Below are 23,791 nucleotides of genomic sequence, written 5' to 3' on the forward strand. Positions count from 1 at the left end.
TGATTAATTGAAAATATTATATTTTACTGATACTCATATAAGAGGAACTAATCCTAAAAACCGATTAGATAATTATTATGAAACTTTAAAAATTAAATTTAATGAAATAAAAGAAATTATAGATAATGAAAAAATTGATTATGTTTTGCACGGAGGAGACTTATTTGATAGACCAGATGTGTCTGTAAGTATTGTTTCTGAATTTGCAAATATATTCCAAAGTTTTAATGCTCCAGTTTATATTATTAGTGGAAATCATGATATTTTTGGACATAACCCTGATACTTTAAATAGAACTATGTTGGGTCTACTTTGCAATATTGGAGTGCTTAATTTAGTAAATAACAAAAAAATTATATTAAATAAAGATGTTAGAGTTCAATTAACTGGATCTCCTTATATTTACTCTATCGATGAAAATAATAATACAGACAATTATATAGTTAAAGAAGTGGATTCATCATGTAAATACGCCATTCATATGACACATGGCTTCTTAATAGATAAACCATTTATTAAAGAAGTCCCTCATACTTTAGTAGAAGATATTATATCAACAAAAGCAGATATCACTTTAGCTGGTCATTATCACTATGGATTTAAGACTATTTTTAAAGATGGGAAATATTTTATTAATCCAGGTGCTTTAATTAGAATTTCTAATAGTATGGCAGAAATAAATAGAATGCCGAAAGTAAACATAATTGAATTAACTAAAGACACTGTGGAAGTACTTGACTATTATTTGAAAACAGCTCGTCCTGGGGCTGAAATAATGGATAGGTCTGAGATAGAAAGACACAAATTTAAAGGTATAAAAATAGCAGAATTTAAAGAAATTATTGACTCATCTATAAATCTGAAAAATCTAGATATTTTTGAACTACTTTTGAAAATATCTAGGGATAATAATATCAATGAAGATGTGAAAAAAGAGGCTTTAAAAAGAATAGAACAAGCGCAAATAGACGGAGCTGATATACATTGATATATATTGAGAAACTAGAACTGAAAAATTTTCAATCACATTATTATACCGAAATTAATTTCGATAGAGGTTTAAATGTTATACTAGGTAATTCCGATTCTGGTAAAACAGCTATCATAAGGGCAATTCGTTGGGCTTTATACAATGACCCCAGAGGAGATTATTTTATTAGGCAAGGTGAAAGAGATGTATCTGTGAAAATTACTTTCTCCAATGGAGGATTTTTAGAAAGATACAGAACTCCTTCTAAAAATGGCTATTATATAAAAAAACCAAATGGAGAAGAAGAGCGTTTTGAAAATTTTGGTAATACAATACCTAAAGAAGTTACAGAACTTACAAATATATATGAAGTTACAATTGAGAAAAATAAAAACTCTATATTAAATATTTCTGCTCAACTTGAAGGTCCTTTTTTATTAAACGAATCCCCATCTACAAGAGCTGCTGCAATAGGTAGATTAATAGGCGTTAACTATATAGATGATGCTTTAAGAAATGTACGACGAGATAATTTACGATTAAATTCTGATATAACTAATTTAAATGATGAATCCCAAAGACTTAAAGAAGAACTCAAAAAATATGAATATTTGGAATCTTATAAAGATATCTACAAAACTCTAAAGTCTTATAGGGAAAGAATTGAGAACTTGCAAAATAAAAGAATTAAATTAAAAGAATATGCAATTAATTTGTCTGATATTAACCAAAAAATTGATTCTACTTTAAAAGAACTTAAAAAATATAAATCCATTCATAAATTAGAAAAATATGCTTTTTCTTTAGAAAAATATATTTATAACCATATAAAATTAAAAAATTTAAATATAAAACAAACTTCTATAAATGAAGAGATAGAAAATTTACAAATACAACTAAAAAGCTTAAAAGATATTAAGATATGTAATAAATATAAAAATATTATAAGTGAAAAATCGTATTTATTAAATAGGTATGAAATATTAAGTAATAGATATAAAAGTTTAATTATCGAATTTAAAAAAATACATGCTATATCCCATTATTATTCAAATATAAAAGAATCACAAGATATAATTGAGGTAGCTCAGTCTAAAATAGATAAAATTAAACTAATAAATAGTTATAATATTTCTTATAAAGATAATAAAAAGTCTTTAAATATAGGCAATAATTATTACAATAATTTTAAACATTTAGATGAGCTTTTTATATTAGTTGATAATAAACTACTATATTTAAATAATAAATATAATTATTTAACTTCAATTAAAGAACGCATTGAACCTGTTAATTATGAAATTAATGAGATTAAAAATAATTTAAATATATGTAAAGATAGAATTAAGAAATTTGCTGATGAATACGAAAAAATTATTATCGAGAGTCATGTATGTCCATTTTGTTACAGGGAAATAACCAAAGAATCTTTAGATCACATAAAATATCACTTAAGGAATGATTAAAATGAAATATGAAGAACAATTAAATGACTTAAAAGAAAGACTGGATAAAGCAAAAAATTTAAAATATAAAGCTGAAGCTAGATTAGAACAACTAAACATACAAAAAAAAGAGCTTTTAGAAGAGCTATCTAAAGAGGGAGTAGAACCTGACCAATTAGATGAAGAAATTAATAAACTATCTAATGAAATTGAGGAATTATTTAAAAAGGCAGAAGATTTAATGCCAAGGTTGTGATTTAATGAATAGTCTAAAACAATTAGATGATAATTTAAATAAGTTAAATGAAAAAATATTTTCTGAACAAGGAAAAATCGATATTCTTAAAGAAAATTTAAATGAAATTGAAAGTAAATTAAAAAATATTGCCGAATATAGTGAAACTTTAAGTAAAGTAAAAATACTATTTGAAAAGACGGCTGAATATGCTAGAGAACAATCTAAAAAACAAGTAGAAGATTTGGTAACAAAGTGTTTAGAATTTATTTTCGAAACTGATATAGAGTTTTTAATAGAGTTATCCACCTCTCGTGATATACCTGTAGCTGACTTTTTTGTACAAAATAACTATCCTGAAGGTTATTCTGTAAAAGCTAAACCTGAATTATCGAGTGGCGGAGGAGTTGTTGATATAGTATCATTAGCTTTAAGAATTGCTTTCATTCAAATTCACCAACCAAGATTAGATGGCCCTATTATTTTAGATGAACCTGGCAAACATGTTAGTGATGATTATATTTTCAATTTAGGGGAGTTTTTGAAAAAATCTTCTACATTATTTAATAGACAGATAATAATGGTCACCCATAATCCACATCTTTCTCAAATTAGTGACAAATCTTTTAATGTAAGTATAAAAAATGGCATCACTGAGGTCAATGAAAACAATCAGGAAGAGGATAATTTAATAAGTTAAAGCACTTGACTTTAATATATAAAATTGTTACTATATTAATGAAATACTTACGTGTTTTATTAATAACAAAAATACTTTATTACTATAAACTACGTATATAATTTGTACAGGAGGCCGAATAACAATATGATTTACAATTCGAAAATAAAAAACGAACAAACTGATGGTTTATTTGAAGCTATTTTACTTTTAAAAGATCTTAATGAGTGTTATAGATTTTTCGAAGATATATGTACAGTAAAAGAAATTCAAGCAATAGCCCAAAGATTACAAGTAGTAAAATTACTTGTTAAAAATAAAACATATCACGAAATTGAAAGCGAGACTGGAGCTTCTACTGCTACAATTTCTAGAATAAATAGATCTTTAAATTATGGAGCTGATGGTTATAAACTAGTACTTACAAGACTAGGTATCGTTGAAGAAGACGAAGATTAAAAATAAACGGTTGATTTTAAATAAAATCAACCGTTTATTTTTAAGAAAAATTATCTTTTTTATTAATATTAATTGTTTTATAATTTATATAATTTACAAGACCCAATTTTCCACTAGGATGTCTTTTAACATTTATTTTAAAGGTATAATCTATAGGTATATTATTAGAACTTGATAATGAACTATATTTAGCAGCTAATTTAGCTGCCATAAGCATTGAATCGTTAGTAAAAATATTCCCATTATTTTTTAAAATTACATGAGAACCTGGTGCATCTTTTACATGAAACCAAAGATCTTTTTTGTTAGCAATCTTAAAGGTTATAAAGTCATTTTGTTTATTATTTTTACCAACATATATAATAAAACCATCATCCGTAGTAAATTTTAAAATATTGTCTTTTTTAGATTTTACTTTATCATTATTTTTTTTATTTCTCTTTTTAATATATCCAGCGAGTATAAGTTCATCTCTTATTTCCTCTACATCTTGGATATTTTGTGCTAAATTTAAATTAAGAAGAATTGATTCTAGATAATCTATTTCTGCAGTACCTTCATCAATTTGCTCCTCTAGGAAAAGAGAAGCACTTTTTAATTTAGAATATTTCTTATAAAAATGAGCTGCATTTTGATGAGCATCTAATTTATCATCTAAAGGAACTGTTATGATATTCATGTCATCATAAAAGTTTTCTAATTTTATATTTTTCATTCCTTTTTCAATCAAATGATAATTGGAAGAAATCAAATCAGCATATACTTTATATTTCTCTCTATTGATAGCCTCATTTAATTCATCAGATTGCTTTGAAATTTTTTTTCTGATTCGTTTAATTTCTTTTTTGACTATTTTCTTTAAATTCACACTTTTAGAATTTATAGTATTTAGTACAAGCTTTTTTGCAGAATATTCTTCAATAACGTCCGAAATTGACCCGAAATATATTTTATTTTGTTTTGCAATGGAATATAAGTCTAATGAATAAAAATCTTTATATGAGCCATCCTCGACAACAATAATTGGGCTAAAATTATTATTTTCAACTTTAATCATTATTTTCGTTAAAATTTCATTTATAGTTTCTAATTCATCCTCAGTTAAACTATTAATTGTTCTTGAAAATTCAATTCCACTAATAAATTCTAGTTCATTACATAGTTTGGGACTAATGCCAGTATATATTTTCATTAAAGCATTTTTTACTGATGAAGACCCATTTTCAGTAGAATAGGATTTTATATTCAAAATATAGTCCTTGTTGTTAATAGGATCTAAACCTAAAGATATATCTTTCACATTATATGTTATTCCTGGCAATATTTCTCTTACACTGGACATGGTAAAATTTATCCGTTTTATAGCATCTATTATCCTATTATTGTCATTTTCTATTAATATAATATTAGAATATTTACCCATTAGTTCTATTATAAGACTTTTAGATTTATCAATTCCTAACTCATCTTTTGAACTTATCTCAATATCAATTATTCTATCCATTTTAAATTGACTTATATTTAGTATTTTACCACCTTCTAAATGTTTTCTTAATAACATGCAAAATGGTGGGGGATTAACAGGATTATTAAAATCTTTATTATTTGTTAAGTATAATCTCGGTTGATTTGCAGAAGCTGATATCAGTAATCTGTTATTCTTTCCATTATTTCTAATATTTATTAACAATTCAAAATTATCATTTTGATAAATTTTATCAATTCTTCCATTTATAATTTCATTTTTTAAATCGTATACAATATTTCTAGTTACAATTCCATCTAAGGACATATATATCACCATAAATAATTATAACATAATAGGGAAAATCAATAAAATATATGATTAAGATTATTAAATACAAATTAGAAAAATCTTTAATTTAGAACTTTATGAATGTCCATTCATATATAATTTATTAAAAATAAACTACTAAGAAATGGATAAACTTGAAGTAAAATATTTAATTAAAATAGATAATATAATAATTAGATAGAAATGTGACATTGGGATTTTTTACAATTAATATGATATCTAAAAATAATAAAAAAATCATAAAACAATGATCAAAACAATAAAATTAATATTAAAAAGTAATTATGATAAATAAGCTTAATTATTAACCATAAAAAATATATATTTAGGAGAAAATAACAAAAAAATAAAATTAGTCACAAAATTGTTATTTTGTGACTAATTTTATTTCTATTATTTGAAGTTTTTTGCCCTCTTCTATTACTGATAATGTATATTTTGTAGATAAAAGTATAAATTATTAAAACTATTCATAATTAAATAAAGATCCTTTAATCTTGATATCATTTTTAGAAGAGCTTTTATTAGGAAGTATATTATCTCTATTACTTATACTATCTTTTTTCTCTTCTAAGATATTTAAATCATTTACAGTGTCCGTATTATTATTTTTTTTATCTTTATTTTTTTCTCTTTGTTTTTTTCCACCTGCTAAAGTACCTTTTATATAAACAGTATTATTTTTCCAATCAACTTTCATTCCCATTGTTTCAGAAATAAATCTTATAGGTACATATGTTCTGCCGTCATAAAGAATCGCAGGTGCATCTAATTCTTTAAACTCAGCATTATCACCATCCAAAACTTTAGCTTTGTTTGAATTGATGTCTAATTCAATTAAACCGTCTACACTACCTATAAGTATTCCTCTCTTATTTTCATTAATCTTATTATAAAAATTTATTTTAGCACCTAAATTTTCGGATATATACCTAACTGGAACCATGACTCTATTAGTTGACTTGTCAAAGTATGCTCTTCCATAATCTTCAGGTATATTTTGTTCTATATCATTAATATATATACTTATCTTGCTATCACTTGCTTCTTTTGGTAATTTACCTGCAGCAAAAATATTTATATGTGTCATACACAACAGACTAATCAAAGCTGCAGTAAGTTTAATTTTAGTTTTCATTATTTCACTCCTTCATATTAATTATTGTATCAGAATTTTACTCACTTTTCATTATTATCTTTTTCATTATCTATATCAACCTCTAATTTAGAAAGCGGGTTTGAATTTACCATTTTTCTTAAAGCTTCGTTATTAACATGAGTGTAAATTTCTGTTGTATTGACCGATTCATGTCCTAATATCTCTTGAAGAGATCTAATATCAGCATTTCCATATTCATACATTAAAGTAGCTGCAGTATGTCGTAATTTATGAACGGAATATTTTGTAGTATCTAAACCTGAATTTTTCATATGTTTTTCTATCATGTGTTGTATAGATCTATTGCTCATCCTTTTTTGACGCATAGATAGAAATAAAGCATCTTCGCTTATATCTGGTCTAAATTTCAAATATCTATCAATAGAATCAATACATGAATTATTTAAATAGATTGTTCTTTCTTTTTTTCCCTTACCTAAAACTTTAAGAGTGTGATCTTCTGTAATATGATCTATATTAATATTTGATAATTCAGATAATCTCAGACCACAATTTAAAAAAATTGTTACAATTGCAAAATCACGAGTTTTATATACTTCTTTCTGTTTTGAAGATTGAATAGTTTTTAATAAATTTAAAGATTCATTCAAACTTAGATAAACTGGCAATGTCTTTTCAATCTTAGGCATATCAATATCCTGAACCGGGTTATATTTAATGACATCTATTTTTTTAAATAGATAATTATAAAAAGATCTTACTGAAGAGAGTTTTCTAAACTTAGAACGATTTGATATTTTTCTAGTTCGTTCTAAATAAGAATTATAAGCATATATATCTTGTTTACTTACATCACCAAGTGTTCTCGCATCGATATCTTCAATAGTAATTTCATCAAATTTAATATCATCAGAAACAAGACCTTTTCTTCTCTTAATGTATCGCACAAATATTCTTAAATCATAATAATATTCTCTTAGGGTGTTATCAGATGAACCTTTAGTAGATTTCATATAATCTAAATAATCATCAATTAAATTTGATTTAATCATTTTATCACCTCTTAATAAAAAAGAAAAACCTGACTATTCAAGTCAGGTTTATTTAGCATATTCAATAGCTCTAGTTTCTCGTATAACATTAACTTTTATTTGTCCTGGAAAATCCAATTCAGATTCAATTCTTTTTGTTATATCTCTTGCCATTAATGTAATTTCAGCTTCTGATATCTTATCAGGTTTAACAATAATCCTGACTTCCCTACCAGCCTGCACAGCGTATGATTTTTCAATTCCTTCAAAATCATTTGCAATTTCCTCAAGTTTTTCTAGTCTTTGTATATAAGCTTCAACAGTCTCTCTTCTAGCACCAGGTCTTGCTGCCGATATTGCATCGGCGGCTTGTACTAAAACTGATTCTACACAATTTGGCTCTACATCTCCGTGATGAGACTCAATAGCATTGATTACGTATTCCGATTCATTATATTTTCTTGCTATTTCAATACCTAAATCAACATGGGGATCATCATAATTCCTATCAATAGATTTTCCTATATCATGCAATAGACCACCACGTTTAGCGAGTTTAATATCTGCTCCGATTTCACTGGCTAATATTCCTGCTATCTCTGAAACCTCTACAGAGTGTTTTAAATTATTTTGACCATAACTAGTCCTATATTTTAATCTGCCTAAATATTTAATTATTTCAGGATGCAAACCATGAACTCCAGCATCATAAGCTGCTTGTTCACCAGACTCTTTGATAATAGTATTAACTTCATCTTTTGCTTTTTCTACAGTTTCTTCTATTTTGGTTGGATGAATCCTTCCATCATTAACTAGCTTTTCCAAAGCAACTCTAGCTACCTCCCTACGAATAGGGTCAAAGCAAGATAAAACTACTGCCTCTGGAGTATCATCAATTATTAAATCTACACCTGTTAATGATTCGATAGCACGTATATTCCGTCCTTCACGACCGATTATTCTACCTTTCATCTCATCATTAGGGAGATTTACTACTGATACTGTAGATTCTGCTACTTGATCTGCAGCACATCTTTGAATAGCCTGAGCAATCACATTTCTAGCGTATTTACCTGATTCCTCTTTAATTCTGTTTTCATTTTCTTTGATTATTAAAGCGGATTCGTTAGTAATTTCTTTTGTTAATTCATTTAATAAAATGCTTTTTCCTTCCTCTTTAGTAAGGCCTGCAACTTTTTGTAACTCATCTTCACGCTTTTCAACTAATTGTTCTGCATAGTCTTCTCTTTCTTTTAATCCTTCTAGTTTTCTAGTAAGTTTTTCATCTTTTTTTTCAACTTGTATAGATTTTTTATCTATTAATTTTTCTTTAGAAAGAATACGATTTTCCATATCTTTTAATTCGGATCTTCTTGTTTTTATTTCAGCATCTTGTTCGCTTCTAAGCTTTTGAATTTCTTCTTTTGCCTCCACAAGTAATTCCTTTTTTTGAGTTTGTGCTTGATGTTGTGCATCATAAATAATTTTTTTAGATAATTCTTCAGCATTATTTAGTTTGCCTTCAGAAATATATTTTCTAACAGCATAGCCACAAGCTACACCTATGATTCCAACAATAATAGATATTAATATATTAAATCCCAATTTCTACACCTCCTATATTTAATTTTCAAGTTTCATAATCAAAAAATGCAGGTAATTTTTACTTACCTACACTTAATTGTATATCTTTTATTATAATAAGTCAAACAGATTAATGTCCTTGTACTTGATAAATAAAGTTCATTAGATGCTTGAAATAACAGGGATAGCTAGTTTATCACCAGGTTGCAATTTTTGAGAATTTGTTTTGTTTATTCTTTCTATTTCTAACACAAAGATCATTTTATCTTTAAATTCATAAAAATTTGCTATGGACCATATAGTGTCTCCTTCTTTCACCGTATATACTTCAAATTCCATCTTATCAGGTATATGTGATTCTCTTTGTAATGTAAGTCCAGTATTAAAAATAAATATAAATAGTAAAAACATAACAACTTTAGTCTTTTTAATATAATATCTTCTTTTCATTAAAATTCACCCCAAATATTAAATATATGTTTAAAAGTTTGTTTAGAATGTTAGTTCCAAACTTCCATTCTAAACATATGTTAATATTAAACATTTGATTTGTCAATAGTTTTAAATAAAATATTAAACTTTTGTTTGAAATGCATGTTTATCTATGATATTATATATTTAATAAACTTTAACTAAACAATTATTTGGAGGTTAAATAAATGTATGAAGATTTAAATCAAAGAGAATTAGAGATATTACTATTTATAAAAAAGTTTTTAGAGAGAAAGGGATATCCCCCTACCGTAAGAGAAATATGTAAAGGATGTAAAATTAAATCTACTTCTACTGTCTATTACGCATTAGAGAAATTAGAAGATAAAAATTATATTCGTAAAGATGCATCTAAAACACGTGCTTTAGAAATTATAACTCAAGACAACGATTTGTTAATTACAAAAAAGAAAACAACAGATATCCCCATAGTAGGTAAAGTAACAGCAGGATCTCCAATTTTAGCCGTAGAAAATATTGACGACACAATGCCATTACCTTTAAATTTTGTAAATGATAGAGATTTATTTATATTAAAGGTTTCAGGAGAAAGTATGATCAATGTTGGAATTTTAGATGGAGACTATGTTATTATAGAAAAAACGAATACTGCTAAAAATGGAGACAAGGTATTAGCTTTAATAGATGATGAAGCCACTATTAAAACTTTTTATAAGGAAGATTATAGATATAGATTGCAACCTGAAAATGATACTATGGAACCTATGTACTTTAATTATTTGACAATTCTTGGAAAAGTTGTAGGGTTATATAGAAAATTTTAAAGAATTATTAGAGATTATGATAAAAAATCAGTGGTACGCAATACTTTCTTCCTCAGATATAAATATCAATCAGATAGTTTCTGTTAAACGATGTGGTTTGAATCTAGTTCTTTTCAGAGATTCGGATTCTAAATTATCCTGTCTGTCTGAATATTGTCCACATAGAGGAGCTTCTTTAAGCTTATTCTTTTAGTGAATTTCAAGATAAGTGGAATACTCACTATTCTAGGGCTATAGAAAACCAATTAGACGTAGTTCACTTACCTTTTGTACATCATAATACTATTGGGAGAGGTGGAAAAACTTTAGTAAACGGTCCAAAAGTAATAATACAAGAACAATATATTAAAACTTCTGCAGATAATGAAATTGATAGAGGTCAAGTACCTAAAGATCATAATGAAGCAGAAATTAAAAATACTAGTTTACACTTCCTTTTTCCTAATATATGGCTTAATAATGTATCGGATAAAATAAAAATAATTATATTTTTTGCACCTGTTGATGAGCATAACACAATTTTATATATTAGATTTTACAACAGGTTAACAAGTTCAAAATTTATAAATTTAATTATTGCACAAATTGGCAAAATAGGAAATTTTGTGGTAGAAAGGCAAGATAAAAGAGTTGTAATTACACAGTTCCCTAAAAAAAGTACTCTTAAGATGAATGAGAATTTAATTAAGGGAGACTTACCTATAATAGAATATAGAAAAATTAGAAATTCACTTCAAAATAAATAATATTATAAAATATAAAAGTTAAAATTATTTAAAAAAACAGGCATAGAAGCAACGTATTAAATGTAAAGTACGCAATTCTATGCCTATTGGCTTTTTTGATTGGAAAAGATACTAAAACTAATAAAGTTTACAGGCAACAAATATGTATTTGTCTAGCCAAAAATCTTATGCCATTTTTTATAAAGCCAAAAATAATAACTCTGGTGCTAAAGATGGGACTTGAACCCATACGATCTCTCGATCGCCAGATTTTGAGTCTGGTGCGTCTGCCAATTCCGCCACTCTAGCTTAAAAAAATGAAGTGTCAAAAGACACTTCAAATATTGTGGGGTGGATAGTGGGAATCGAACCCACGATCTTCAGGACCACAATCTGACGCCTTAACCAGCTAGGCCATATCCACCACAACAATATTAGTTTAACAAAGATTTTAAAATTTGTCAATGATTATTTTATTTCTGTCAATTTTATTTTTAATTTCTGTAAAGCCTTGCCTCTATGACTGATTTTATTTTTATCCTCTATGCTCATTTCGGCAAAAGTTTGCTTATATCCCAGTGGCTGAAAAATCTGATCATACCCAAAACCTGAACTTCCACGTTCTTCTTCTGTGATTATTCCTTGACATACTCCTTCAATAGGAATAATGTTTTTTTTGTTATCAATTAATATCAACTGAGTCTTAAAATAAGCACTTCTATCTTGATATAGTTTTAGATTTTCGAGAAGTTTTTCTCTATTAAGTTTATCATTATGTTCTACTCCAGCATATCTAGCAGAATACACTCCTGGTTCTCCATTTAAACTGTTCACGAATAAGCCAGTATCGTCTGCTAATATATAGTAATCTGTTTTTTTCGCTAATTCATTTGCCTTTAGTAACGCATTATCATAGAGAGTTCTCCCATTTTCTTCAACATTTATATTAAATCCAATATCTGACTTAGTTAAAACTTCAATATCTAAATCTTTCAATAAATTTGTAATTTCTTTTGTTTTATTCTTATTATCAGTAGATAAAACTAATTTCATATATAATTCTCCAAAATTTCAAAGTACCTAAAAATATCAATAATACCTACTTTTGCATCCTCTATAAAACTATTTAATTCTTCAATTGAAAATGTACCTTTTTCTCCAGTGCCTTGTATTTCAATAATTTCGAATTTATCATTCATAACTAAATTTAGATCGACTTGTGCATTAGAGTCTTCTTTAAAATCTAAATCTACAAGTCTAGTTCCATTTACTTTTCCTACTGAAACGGCACAGATTTTATATATTAAAGGGTTTTCTATCAATCGACCTTCTTTTAAATATTTTTTTATAGCCAGCTCTAACGCTATATAGGATCCTGTAATAGAAGTGGTTCTTGTCCCTCCATCAGCAGTTAACACATCACAATCCACCCATATAGTCCTCTCTCCAATTTTCTCTAGATTTATGCAAGATCTCAATGATCTACCTATCATTCTAGATATTTCACTATTTCTACCATCTACTTTCCCTTTAGATATATCTCTAATCTTCCTAGATGCTGTTGAGCCCGGAAGCATAGAATACTCACAAGAAAGCCATCCTTTATTTTTTCCACGAAGAAAGGATGGTACTTTTGACTCAATCATTACTGAGCAAACCACCTTAGTCTGTCCACATTCAATTAATACTGAACCATCTGGATGAGTTAAATAATTAGGTATAATTTTTAAAGGACGAACTTCATTATTTTGTCTATCTTCTCTCACGTTATCACTCTTATTATTCTGTATAATTTTTGATATAAGTATCAATTCCGTTTACTAAACCACTAACTAATAAATTTCTATAATCTTCATCTTTTAATTTATTTAATTCTTCTTCATTAGATAGAAATCCTAGTTCGACTAATGCTGCGACCGTTTTTGTCTTACTAATTACAGCTATAGCTGGTTTATTAATTATTCCTCTATCATTAGCACCTGTTTCTTTTATTAATGCTTTTTGTAAACAATTAGCAAAATTTTTTTGAACTGTATCTTTAATTTTAACATTTTTCTCAGATGCGTATAATACCTCTATACCATTTGCATCTGAATTATTTGCACTATTAAAATGAATAGACAAAAATAGATCGGAATTATTATCATTGGAAATAGAGGCCCTATCCACTAACTTAATGTATTCATCCCTTGTTCTTGTAAGAATAACATCTAAACCTTTCTGTTGTAACCTCGAAGTTAATTTTTCTGCAACGTCTAAATTAAGATTCTTTTCTAATGTTTTTGAATCTGCTGCAATAGCCCCAGAATCTTTACCTCCATGCCCTGGATCTATTACTATTCTTAATTTGCCATTAACTTTGAGTTTTTCGTTAATAATTCGATTGTTTTTTTCATCTTCTAAATCCAGTGATAATGAATCATAAACTTCTTCTTTTCTCCCACCACGAATATTCTTATCTAATTTATTTGTTTCATTTTTTTCTTCTTTAGATTGATAATAACCATTTGAATTTTTGTTTAAAGAGCTATTATTGTTTAAAGAAACTTTTTGTATATTAGACTTTTTATCTTCGTAAGTTAAATTTGCAGATTTAAAAGTATTTATTGCTGCCATTATTTCATCATTGTCCCAGTCAACTTCATAATCAAAAGTTTCAGAAATAAATCGAAGAGGAACCATTGTTTTTGTTTCTTTACGGGGATATTGATAAAGGGCTAATTGCGGTGCTTGATCATTACCCACATTAATCTTTTTATTATTAACAAAAACCGTTGGGCTATCCACTTGCATCTTTATTGTATTATTATCTAAGCTTATTGTAATTGACTTGTTTAAGTTATTCCAACTTACATCAGCACCTAACTTTTCGGTTATATCACGAATTGGTACAAAAGTCCTACCATTTTTAATATAAGGTTTAAATTCAGGATTGAGTTTTTCACCATTAACTTTTACACTAGCCGACTTAACCTTAAAAATACTATTATTTATACTCACACTAAAATTGCTACTAGCATATATTGGATTTATTACAATTATCGTAATCAAAAGTACTATTGAAAATATTTTTTTCATAAAACCCTCCTTGGCAATTTTAGTTTATATTTTATTTACTATTTTGTCAACATTGTAACCAAATTGAAATCTTTATATAATAATTCTGTATAATTCGTCGGGTTCAGGATCAGTTAATAAAATAAATTTATTACCATCAATAACACGCGGTAAGTTAGTATTTGTAATACTTCCTATTTCTGTAACTTTTATATTCGTAAAACTTGCTTCTTTTTTAAATTCATTGTAATCTTTCGGATTAAATATCATAAGCATACTGCCGCTAGAAATTAACTTATATGGATTAATTTTATAATACTCACATAATTTTCTGGTTAGGTCTAATATTGGTATTTTATTTTTATCAATGTCAATTCCCATATTTATTGCCTTTGAGCTCTCCCAAATTGCACCATATATGCCACCTTCAGTTATATCATGCATATATTTTACATTATAATAAGATGCAAGTTTCGACTCTTCCATAACCGAAATAAAATTATTTAATTCATTAGCAAATTTTTTCTCATTTTTTGACAATATCTTTTGTTCGTCATATAGGTCGTGATAAATAATACTACTACCTTCTATGCCAATATATTTTGAGATAGCAACTATATCACCTTCTTGAACTTGATCTACCTTCGGTATATGTTTAATATTAACGCGCCCTAACACAGTTGTAGAAATAATAATTTTAGAAACAGCATCAGTAACTTCTGTATGACCACCTATTATCTCTAAATTTAGTTTTTCACAAGTTTTATTACAATCTTTAATAATAAGTTCTAAATCTTCTATTTCAGCATCTGTTGGAAGTAATACTGTTAATAATACTCCAACAGGGTCCGCTCCTTGGCAACAAATATCATTAACTGAAATATTAATAGACAGGTTTCCGATGTTTTTTGAAGCACCTGTAATGGGGTCTGTAGATGTAACAATTAAGTCACCATCAAAATCTAATACTGCAGTATCTATACCTGTTCCTCCCCTAATTAATACTTCATTTCTTAATGCTTTAATATTTTTTAAAACATATTTTTCCAATTCACTACTTTTAAGTTTGCCTATCTTCAAAGATAACACTCCTGTTTAATTTTTAAGTTTAATCTCAAATTTATAAAAACCATCTTCGTTAAAAATATTCTTATTGATAATTTTAAAACCTTTTAACTTATTGCGGAGATAGTTTTCATCTTTTACTACTCCATTAATTAATATATCTCCTTTATCAAATAAATAATCAGTTACAAAGAAGTTCGAATCTTCTAGTTTTTGAATTTCAATTACTAAATTCATAAATTTTTTATTATTTTGTTGAAATTTATCACTAGAATTATCATCCTCTGTTGTAATATATCTACTTTCAAGTTTAGTCAGTTCATTTATTTGTGAATTTAAATTTTTAATGTACAAAATATTAATTAGAAATATACTGAAAATTATGATAGGTAATATATAATTAAAAATTTTTTCCTTATTAAAAACTATTTTTCTTTTAGGTTTTTTAATAAAAACATCATATTTTTCAAGATTATTTCCATCCTTTAGGGGGATAGGAATAAATTCTTGTAATTTTAATACTGGAGTTGATTCATTTAATGAACCTAGGATAAATATATTTTTTTCTTCATTTTCATATGATTGAAAAAAAGAAATATTATTTAAAAAATAATTTGTATACTTAAAAACAAAATCTTCATCTAAATTATTCAGTTCTGGATCATATTTTCTGTTTAAAATGTTTTCAACATTTTTAGTCTCTAAATTAGAGTCAGCAATTAAATTTTCTAAATTTTTATTATATATTTTTTCACTTTTATAAACTAAGTGATTTTTAACAGTGATTTTATTAATATAATTAGTTCCAATTTCTAAAAATATTCCATTCGTGTGAATAATATGATTAATCGGAAAAAATTCATAATTTTTTATTTCTATTTTTTTTAAAATTTGTTCTAAAGTATTTATAAATTCTTTATTAACTAAATCTATGGATAAAGCTATACTATCATCAATATATATAAAATCATAAAAAATTTTAAAATTTTTGATTTCTTCATTGATATAGTCCGTAATATTAATTTTTAAGTAATTCATAATCTCATCTTCATTTATTTTAGGAATATTGAGATTAAAATGCAAAAATTCACTAGATTCTATTAATAAAATAAGATTTGAATAATTATCTAAATTTAAGTTTCCAATCATTTTCTTAAATTTATAAAAAAAGTGATGATAATCTAAAATACGTCCATCTTTATAGATTTTATAGGGAAAATAAAATTTTTCAGAAAAAATTTCCTTCTCAGTATTTATATATTCGAAATAACCATCTTTAATTTTTATAATATAATTACGTTTAAACATATTTCACCTAAAAAATAATGCAGTTAAAAGTCCAACACTTATAAAAGGGCCAAAAGAAATAGAATCTTTTAACATTTTTCTTTTTGTAACAAGTAGAATAATAGATATAATCGCAGCACTTAAAAAAGTGACATTAAAGAATAAAAATGCATCATAAATACTATGCAATATAAAACCACAGACAAACACATAAATACAATCACCCAGTCCTATCATATGGGTGAAAAAATAAATTAATAAGAATATAAGCCCTAGAATTAAGGATATTATCAATGAATAAGTTATTTGTTCAGTATATAAAATTTTGTATATACAATTTATAATAAATAACAATCCCACATCGATATTATAAATATAACCTGTTAAATAATCAATAAATCCTATATAAAAAATTATATTTAGCTCCATAATAATTAGAATCAACGATAAACTAAATCCATGTTTATATCCAAATAATAATGATAATAAACCTACAATTAATTCTGTCAAAAACTTATCAATTCCAATTTCATTTTTACAATAATGACATTTACCTTTATTTAAAATATATGAAGCCACAGGAATTATATCTACAATACTTAAGGTAGTTTTACAATTTTCACAATATGACCTTTTGAAGATAAAATCCTCTTTTCTTTCTCTTCTATAAAAAAATAAATAATAAAATGAAGATAATGAACTTCCAAATAAAAATAAAATTATATAATAAAAATATAAATTATTACTCATCATTGTCCATTATAATTTTATTATCTTTTATTTTGACTAAACCTGGTTTCACAATTATGTCCCCTTCAGTTGCTTCTACAGAAAAAGAACTCGATTTTCCTAAAGCTTTTGCAGGTTTAGGCATTTTGCCATCTTCCAAGTAAGACTTCAAATTTGATTCATCAATCTTTCCTGAATGTTCTGGATTATCAATTAAATATAAAATACCAGCATTTTTTAGCACTCTTACATTTGAGTTATGTGCTGCTGCTTGTGCAGATAAACTTGAATTTGAATACTTCATTGCAGCAACAGAAATCAAAATTGCTATGATAGCTATAACGATAACTAGTTCCAATAAAGTAAACCCTTTGTTTTTTGTTAAATTGTTTTTCATAATATCCTCCTAAAATTGATTAACCATATCAAAAATTGGTAGTGCAATAGCTAATACTATAACACCTATAATAAAAGACAAAATAATGATTAATATGGGTCCTAAAATATTGAGAAATTTTTTACTCATTATATTTAAACGTTCACTATAAAATTCACTACTAATTTTAAAAGAATTTTGAAGATTTGAAGATTCTTCTCCAACTTTTATTAAGGAGACTAATATCTTTGGAAAAATATTAATTTCTTTAAAACTATCCCACAATGAATTTCCTTTTTTTAAATTTTCAATAATCCAAATATATTTTTCTTTTAAGATAATATTATTTTCTGTTTGATAAATTATCAATAAACTCCTATCTATAGTTAAACCAGAAGTAAGTAAAATATTCATATTAAACGAAAAATATAGACACTTAACTAGCATATAAAATTTGTTTTTAATCCATAGATTATGTGTTATTTTAGGATTTTTCTTGTTAATATATAAAAGAATAGCGAAGAAACAAAAAAGAAGTATTAATATAAATAAATTATATTCTTTCAAAAATCTAGAAATATTAACGATAATACTAGTAATCAAAGGTAGTTGAGTTCCAGAGTTTTCAAATATTTCTTGAAAACCCGGTATAACATTGCTGACCAAAAAATTAACCACTAAAACAGTCGTTATTAAAAGTATAATAGGGTAAGCCAAAGCGTTAATAATTTTTGATTTAATCTCGTTATTTTTTTTATAAAAAACTGCTAAATTAGAAAAAACATCTCTTAAACTAGAAGTATTTTCGCCAACATAAACAAGACTCGTGACAAAAATAGGAAATGCGTGAGTTTCTTCCATAGCATCTGACAGATTCAACCCTTTTCTAAGACCAATGCTAATCTTGTTCAAAGCAATATATTTATTTTTTTTGAATTGCTCACTTAAAATATCTATAGCTTTTTCAATATTTAAACCTGAATCTAATAACAAAGATAATTCCTTAAAAAGTATGTATAATTCATCATTTTTGAAACACTTAGTAAATGTAGTCTTATTACTATCTGTAATAGATTCCTCGACTTTTATTGGCTCTAGTCCTTGTTCTTTTAAGTTTTTAATTGCAATTTCTTTATTATCAGCTTCTATTTTACCAATAGAGATTTCTTTATTTTTAAAAACTTTATAATCAAATATCATCTCTCACCATCTAAAAAATTAAAAAACGATTACCTAACATAATTAATATACTTTATCTACAAATATTTAAAAGTCAAAAACCGCCTAATGTATGAATATTCTTAAAATATTCTTCCATAGTTGTTTCCCCATTTTTTATCAATTTTAAAATCTCGTCAGATAAAGTAGTCATGCCCTTTTTTATTGCAATACTTTTAATAACAGCTGTACTTTTTCTAGAAATAATCAACTCTCTTATTTCATTATCTACTATCATAATTTCGTATACAGCATTTCGCCCCAAATAACCATTATTACATTTGGAACAACCGACAGCTTTATATATATAATCACTATCTATAAGTTCAAAATTATTTTTTACTTTTTTCTTGCAGTCGGGACATAATTTTCTAATTAAACGTTGTGATATTACCCCTATTAAGCCTGCAGATACTAAATATGGTTCTATACCCATATTAATTAGTCTATTTATAGATGAAGGTGAACTCTCCGTGTGGAGTGTCGATAACACTAGATGTCCAGTAATTGAAGATGATATAGCTATGTTTGCAGTATTAGAACTGCGAATCTCTCCTATCATTATTTTATCTGGGTCCATTCTTAATATAGACATGAGTCCTTTTTCAAAATCTAAACCTGTATTATGATTGACTTCGATTTGATTTATCCCCTCAATTTTATATTCAATTGGATCTTCTATAGTCATAATATTAATATCCGTTTTATTAAGCCTTTTTAACAAAGTATATAGTGTTGATGTCTTTCCAGATGAAGTAGGACCACAACAAAGGATCAGACCAGATGGTTGATTAATAAGACTCATAATTTTAGTTAAATTTTCACCATAAAGTCCTATACCTTCAGGAGTATAGGCTATTCTTTGGATATCTAAAATTCTTAATACAACTTTTTCACCATTTCCAGTTGGTATAATTGCCACACGTATATCGATATTTTCTTTACCAAAATTGTAACTAAACCTACCATCTTGAGGTAATCTTTTCTCAGAAATATCTAATGAAGACAATATCTTAATTCTTGACACAACAGTTTGATATAATGAATTAGGAATTTTTTTAAGTTTTACTAAAGAACCATCCACTCTTATACGAACTAAAACATCAACGAATAGAGGTTCAATGTGAATATCACTAGCTGCCAGTTGAATAGAAGTGTCCAAAATATAATTTAGAACTCTCACTGCTGGAGAGTCCTCTTCATAAAGACTAGCTTGATTATCAACTATTTCTTTACTTGTAATGTCTTTGATTTCTTTATTAATATCGTAGTTATAAATTTCTTCTATTTTTCTAAATATATCATTTTTATGAGAAATTTTAAATTCAACTGTTTTACCTAAAATTTCTTCTAGATTCGATTTCAAATTTTCATCATAATTTAAAACATTAAATATCGCTACTGTATTATCTTCCATTATTGGAACAATATTGTGTTTTTTGCAAAAAATCTGTGTGATTTTTGTCTTTAAATCATTTGAAATTGAAACCATATTATCTCCTATAATCACATGTACTATTACTGCACTTTATTATTTGTTTTTTACCGCTTTTAGTTTCTGTTAAGATACTTCCACATTTAGGACATTTTTCATCAATAGGTTTATTCCATGAGACAAAATCACATTTTGGAAAATTATCACATCCATAAAAAATTCTTCCTTTTTTACTTCTTTTTATAACAATTTCTCCATCAAAACATTTTGGACATTTAACTCCTATTTTTTCAACAAGAGGTTTGGTATTTTTACATTCTGGAAATCCTGGGCAAGCTAAAAATTTACCATATCGTCCCATTTTTATAACCATATTTCTACCACATTTATCACATTTTATATCAGTTACTGGATCCTCTATTTGAATTTTTTCAATATTTTTATAAGCCTTTTCCAAATCGTCTTCTAAACCACTATAAAAGTTTCTAATTAATTCTTTCCAGTATTTTTTACCTTCAGCTATTAAATCTAATTCATCTTCCATTTGTGCTGTGAACTTTTTATCTACTAAGTCTTTAAAATTATCCTCCATAATTTCATTGACAGTAAAACCCAGTTCAGTAGGAACAAATTTTTTTTCTTCAAGAACTACATAGTATCGGCTTTTTATAGTTGAGATTGTTGGTGAATAAGTGGAAGGTCTGCCAATTCCAAGTTCTTCAAGTTCCTTTATCAAAGAAGCTTCATTATACCTAGCTGGTGGATTAGTAAAATGTTGTTCTTTCATTATATCTTTGAATTTTAGGACTTGACCTTCTGTAAGATCTGGTAAGGCCTTCTTTATTTCTTTAGCTAAAATATCATCATAAATTTTCAAATAACCTTCAAACTCTAATTTTGAACCATTTATTCTGAAAATTTCATTATTAGAATTTATGTCTGCACTTATTGTTTGATATATTGCATTTGCCATAAGAGAGGCCACAAATCTTTTCCAAATTAAAGAATACAATTTAAATTGATCTTTCGTCAACGAATCACTAATTGAATAAGGTGTTTTAAATACATCTGTCGGTCTTATACATTCATGTGCATCCTGAATTTTTTCTTTATTATTATTTATTTTAGACGTTTTTGCACCTAAAAAATTTTTCCCGTAATTTTCTTCGATAAATTTTAATCCTGTATTTTTTGCTTCTGCAGAAACTCTAGTAGAATCAGTCCTCATGTAAGTGATAAGACCTACTGACCCTTCTCCCGGTATTTCAATACCTTCATAAAGACTTTGAGCAACCATCATTGTTTTTCTTGTTGGAAAATTAATCTTTCTAGAAGCATCCTGTTGCATAGTAGAAGTAGTATACGGTTTTGAAGATTTTTTTGACCTTTTCCCATTTCTTATATTTTCTACTTTAAAATTATCTTTATCAATATTGTTTATTACTTTATCTGCATCTTTTTCTGTTTTTAAATTTATTTTTTTAATCTTGTCACTTTCTTTTATACCATAATAATCTACTAAAATTTTCTTTCTTCCACTTCTTAAATCTGATTGAACAGTCCAATATTCTTCTGGTATGAAGTTATTTATCTCATCTTCTCTATCACAAATTAATTTTAAAACAACAGATTGTACTCTTCCAGCTGACAATCCAGATTTTACTTTTTTCCACAATAATGGAGATATTTTATAGCCTGCTAGTCTATCTAGCTCTCTTCTAGCTTGTTGAGCATCAACTAAATCCATATCTATCTGTCTAGGATTTTTTATTTCTCTAGCGACAGTATTTTTAGTAATTTCGTTAAAAGTAACTCGATTTTTGCCTTGGGGATCTAAATTTAATATATGGGATAAATGCCATGAAATAGCTTCTCCCTCCCTATCTGGGTCGGTTGCGAGTATTATATTGTCAGATTTCTTAGCTTCTTTTTTTATTTCATTAATTAATTTACCTTTACCCCATATATTCATATATTGTGGTTCAAAATCATTTTCAATATCAATACCTAGTTTAGATTTAGGTAAATCCCTTACGTGTCCAACAGAAGCAATTACTTTGTAATTGCGACCAAGCATTTTTTTAATAGTTTTGGCTTTTGTAGGTGACTCTACAATTACAAGATTTTTCGCCAATATTAACTCTCCTATCTATTCTTAAATTATTCTTTTTACATTTTACAATTACTAATTATATAATTTATATCAATTCCTTAATAAAAGCAAATATATTTCAGAAATAAATTTATTTTATAATTTGAAATTCATTCATCGATAGTCTTTCTATTAATCCCTTGAGTTCAAGTATAGTTAATATTCTATTCGTATCATTTATCTCTTTTTTTGCTTTAATACAAAGAGCATTTACACTAGTGTGTCCATTTTGTATTAAATTGTAAATTTCTAATTCTTCAAGATCTAAATCTATATTAAATATCTTCTCATCAGTATTTACTAAATCAGGATATATATCCAATATATCTTGGATTTCTATTAAAGGAGTAGCACCATCTCTAATTAGCTTATTTGTTCCTACAGAATATATAGAATTAATATTACCAGGCACGCTTAAGACTTCTTTTCCTTGTTCAGCAGCAAGTCTAGCGGTAATTAAACTTCCGCTTCTATCTTTTGCTTCAACTACAACAACTGCTTTCGAAAGACCAGATATAATTCTATTTCTCATAGGAAAAGTGAATTTATTTGGAATAGTTTTTAATGGAAGTTCACTTATTATTGCTCCTCTTTCTAAAATCTTATTATATAAATCTCTATTCGATTTTGGATAAATATAATCTACTCCACTACCTAATACAGCAACTGTATTCAAATCATTTTTAAGTGCTCTCCGATGAGACAGAGCATCTATGCCAAAAGCCATACCACTAACTATTGTAAAATCATAACCTTTTAAATCATCAATTATTTTATTTACCATAGCTTTCCCATAAGTTGAATGTGACCTTGCTCCTACAAAAGCCAATGGATTATTCAATATCAAATTACCTCGTATATATAATACCGATGGAGGATTTTCAATATAACGAAGTTCATTTGGATAATCTTTATCAATTATTGTAAGTACTTCAATATTTTTTTTATTAATTTCGTTATTAACTTTATTCAGAATATTATCAATTTGATTTTTCATTTCAATCAATTTATCATAAGATCTCTTGGTTAAAATCTCTTCTTTTATATAATTAACTAAATAAAAATCATTTATATCAATATCATTATCTTTCAAATAATTATATATTTTTAAGGAATTTTCACTACTGAAGA

General features: G+C 26.4%; 24 protein-coding genes and 2 tRNA genes. 8 read left to right on the forward strand and 18 right to left on the reverse strand.

Features of this window, described 5'->3' with window-relative positions:
• The first annotated feature begins 7 nt into the window (after window positions 1-7).
• The 5 genes from ABID14_RS00765 to ABID14_RS00785 all read left to right on the forward strand — a co-directional run bounded on the left by ABID14_RS00765 (window position 8) and on the right by ABID14_RS00785 (window position 3,788).
• Window positions 8-988, forward strand: a complete 981-nt coding sequence (locus tag ABID14_RS00765) for a metallophosphoesterase family protein (RefSeq protein WP_354366540.1) — start codon at window positions 8-10, stop codon at window positions 986-988.
• On the forward strand, window positions 985-2,436 hold the full coding sequence (locus tag ABID14_RS00770; protein WP_354366541.1) for an AAA family ATPase: 1,452 nt from the start codon (window positions 985-987) through the stop codon (window positions 2,434-2,436). Before ABID14_RS00765 ends, ABID14_RS00770 begins: the two co-directional genes overlap by 4 nt.
• Entirely contained in the window at window positions 2,429-2,671 is a 243-nt protein-coding gene (locus ABID14_RS00775) for a hypothetical protein (protein WP_354366542.1), read from the forward strand. The genes ABID14_RS00770 and ABID14_RS00775 overlap by 8 nt, the downstream gene beginning before the upstream one ends.
• A 4-nt stretch (window positions 2,672-2,675) precedes the next feature.
• Entirely contained in the window at window positions 2,676-3,350 is a 675-nt protein-coding gene (locus ABID14_RS00780; protein ID WP_354366543.1) for an AAA family ATPase, read from the forward strand.
• A gap of 126 nt (window positions 3,351-3,476) precedes the next feature.
• Complete coding sequence (locus ABID14_RS00785; protein WP_354366544.1) at window positions 3,477-3,788, forward strand: YerC/YecD family TrpR-related protein; 312 nt, start codon at window positions 3,477-3,479, stop codon at window positions 3,786-3,788.
• 40 nt (window positions 3,789-3,828) lie between these two features.
• On the opposite strand, the gene ABID14_RS00790 is transcribed toward ABID14_RS00785, so the two are convergent.
• The 5 genes from ABID14_RS00790 to ABID14_RS00810 form a co-directional block, all read right to left on the reverse strand.
• On the reverse strand, window positions 3,829-5,580 hold the full coding sequence (locus ABID14_RS00790) for an Rqc2 family fibronectin-binding protein (protein ID WP_354366545.1): 1,752 nt from the start codon (window positions 5,578-5,580) through the stop codon (window positions 3,829-3,831).
• 490 nt (window positions 5,581-6,070) lie between these two features.
• A complete protein-coding gene (locus tag ABID14_RS00795) occupies window positions 6,071-6,742 on the reverse strand; it encodes a copper amine oxidase N-terminal domain-containing protein (protein WP_354366546.1) in 672 nt (223 codons plus the stop codon).
• 41 nt (window positions 6,743-6,783) lie between these two features.
• The gene (locus ABID14_RS00800) at window positions 6,784-7,776 is read right to left on the reverse strand and encodes a tyrosine recombinase XerC (RefSeq protein ID WP_354366547.1); all 993 of its coding nucleotides are present in this window, start codon (window positions 7,774-7,776) and stop codon (window positions 6,784-6,786) included.
• A 48-nt stretch (window positions 7,777-7,824) separates the two neighbouring features.
• A complete protein-coding gene (gene rny / locus ABID14_RS00805; protein WP_354366548.1) occupies window positions 7,825-9,360 on the reverse strand; it encodes a ribonuclease Y in 1,536 nt (511 codons plus the stop codon).
• Between the two features lie 141 nt (window positions 9,361-9,501).
• Window positions 9,502-9,789: a LysM peptidoglycan-binding domain-containing protein gene (locus ABID14_RS00810; RefSeq protein ID WP_354366549.1), complete on the reverse strand. Its 288-nt coding sequence runs from the start codon at window positions 9,787-9,789 to the stop codon at window positions 9,502-9,504.
• 209 nt (window positions 9,790-9,998) lie between these two features.
• On the opposite strand from ABID14_RS00810, the gene lexA reads away from it, so the two are divergent.
• Genes lexA through ABID14_RS00825 form a run of 3 tightly spaced genes read left to right on the forward strand, consistent with a single transcriptional unit; the run spans window position 9,999 to window position 11,362 of the window.
• Entirely contained in the window at window positions 9,999-10,616 is a 618-nt protein-coding gene (gene lexA, locus ABID14_RS00815; RefSeq protein ID WP_354366550.1) for a transcriptional repressor LexA, read from the forward strand.
• Between the two features lie 16 nt (window positions 10,617-10,632).
• On the forward strand, window positions 10,633-10,809 hold the full coding sequence (locus ABID14_RS00820) for a Rieske 2Fe-2S domain-containing protein (protein ID WP_354366551.1): 177 nt from the start codon (window positions 10,633-10,635) through the stop codon (window positions 10,807-10,809).
• 40 nt (window positions 10,810-10,849) lie between these two features.
• The gene (locus ABID14_RS00825) at window positions 10,850-11,362 is read left to right on the forward strand and encodes a Rieske 2Fe-2S domain-containing protein (RefSeq protein ID WP_354366779.1); all 513 of its coding nucleotides are present in this window, start codon (window positions 10,850-10,852) and stop codon (window positions 11,360-11,362) included.
• Window positions 11,363-11,563: 201 nt separating this feature from the next.
• On the opposite strand, the gene ABID14_RS00830 is transcribed toward ABID14_RS00825, so the two are convergent.
• The 13 genes from ABID14_RS00830 to dprA form a co-directional block, all read right to left on the reverse strand.
• A tRNA-Leu gene (locus ABID14_RS00830) sits at window positions 11,564-11,650 on the reverse strand.
• A 38-nt stretch (window positions 11,651-11,688) separates the two neighbouring features.
• Window positions 11,689-11,765 (reverse strand) — tRNA-His (locus ABID14_RS00835).
• A gap of 44 nt (window positions 11,766-11,809) precedes the next feature.
• Window positions 11,810-12,394, reverse strand: a complete 585-nt coding sequence (rdgB, locus tag ABID14_RS00840) for an RdgB/HAM1 family non-canonical purine NTP pyrophosphatase (RefSeq protein WP_354366552.1) — start codon at window positions 12,392-12,394, stop codon at window positions 11,810-11,812.
• Entirely contained in the window at window positions 12,391-13,107 is a 717-nt protein-coding gene (gene rph, locus ABID14_RS00845) for a ribonuclease PH (RefSeq protein ID WP_354366553.1), read from the reverse strand. Before rph ends, rdgB begins: the two co-directional genes overlap by 4 nt.
• A gap of 13 nt (window positions 13,108-13,120) precedes the next feature.
• A complete protein-coding gene (locus ABID14_RS00850; protein ID WP_354366554.1) occupies window positions 13,121-14,419 on the reverse strand; it encodes an N-acetylmuramoyl-L-alanine amidase in 1,299 nt (432 codons plus the stop codon).
• 72 nt (window positions 14,420-14,491) lie between these two features.
• Window positions 14,492-15,478, reverse strand: coding sequence for an AIR synthase family protein (locus tag ABID14_RS00855; RefSeq protein ID WP_354366555.1), 987 nt, complete (start codon window positions 15,476-15,478; stop codon window positions 14,492-14,494).
• 15 nt (window positions 15,479-15,493) lie between these two features.
• Window positions 15,494-16,771 carry a hypothetical protein gene (locus ABID14_RS00860; RefSeq protein ID WP_354366556.1) on the reverse strand — a complete coding sequence of 426 codons (1,278 nt, stop codon included), beginning with the start codon at window positions 16,769-16,771 and terminating at the stop codon, window positions 15,494-15,496.
• 3 nt (window positions 16,772-16,774) lie between these two features.
• Window positions 16,775-17,500, reverse strand: a complete 726-nt coding sequence (locus ABID14_RS00865) for a prepilin peptidase (protein ID WP_354366557.1) — start codon at window positions 17,498-17,500, stop codon at window positions 16,775-16,777.
• Window positions 17,493-17,876 (reverse strand): prepilin-type N-terminal cleavage/methylation domain-containing protein, encoded by a 384-nt coding sequence (locus ABID14_RS00870; RefSeq protein WP_354366558.1) that lies wholly within the window; start codon window positions 17,874-17,876, stop codon window positions 17,493-17,495. Before ABID14_RS00870 ends, ABID14_RS00865 begins: the two co-directional genes overlap by 8 nt.
• A 9-nt stretch (window positions 17,877-17,885) precedes the next feature.
• On the reverse strand, window positions 17,886-19,055 hold the full coding sequence (locus ABID14_RS00875; protein ID WP_354366559.1) for a type II secretion system F family protein: 1,170 nt from the start codon (window positions 19,053-19,055) through the stop codon (window positions 17,886-17,888).
• Window positions 19,056-19,128: 73 nt separating this feature from the next.
• Window positions 19,129-20,565 carry a GspE/PulE family protein gene (locus ABID14_RS00880; protein WP_354366560.1) on the reverse strand — a complete coding sequence of 479 codons (1,437 nt, stop codon included), beginning with the start codon at window positions 20,563-20,565 and terminating at the stop codon, window positions 19,129-19,131.
• 1 nt (window position 20,566) lies between these two features.
• Window positions 20,567-22,642 (reverse strand): type I DNA topoisomerase, encoded by a 2,076-nt coding sequence (topA, locus tag ABID14_RS00885; protein ID WP_354366561.1) that lies wholly within the window; start codon window positions 22,640-22,642, stop codon window positions 20,567-20,569.
• A gap of 109 nt (window positions 22,643-22,751) precedes the next feature.
• A complete protein-coding gene (gene dprA, locus ABID14_RS00890; protein ID WP_354366562.1) occupies window positions 22,752-23,753 on the reverse strand; it encodes a DNA-processing protein DprA in 1,002 nt (333 codons plus the stop codon).
• Window positions 23,754-23,791 lie beyond the last annotated feature (38 nt).

Origin of the sequence: Peptoniphilus olsenii, assembly GCF_040545475.1 — a bacterium.
In the GTDB taxonomy this organism is placed as follows: domain Bacteria; phylum Bacillota; class Clostridia; order Tissierellales; family Peptoniphilaceae; genus Peptoniphilus_A; species Peptoniphilus_A olsenii.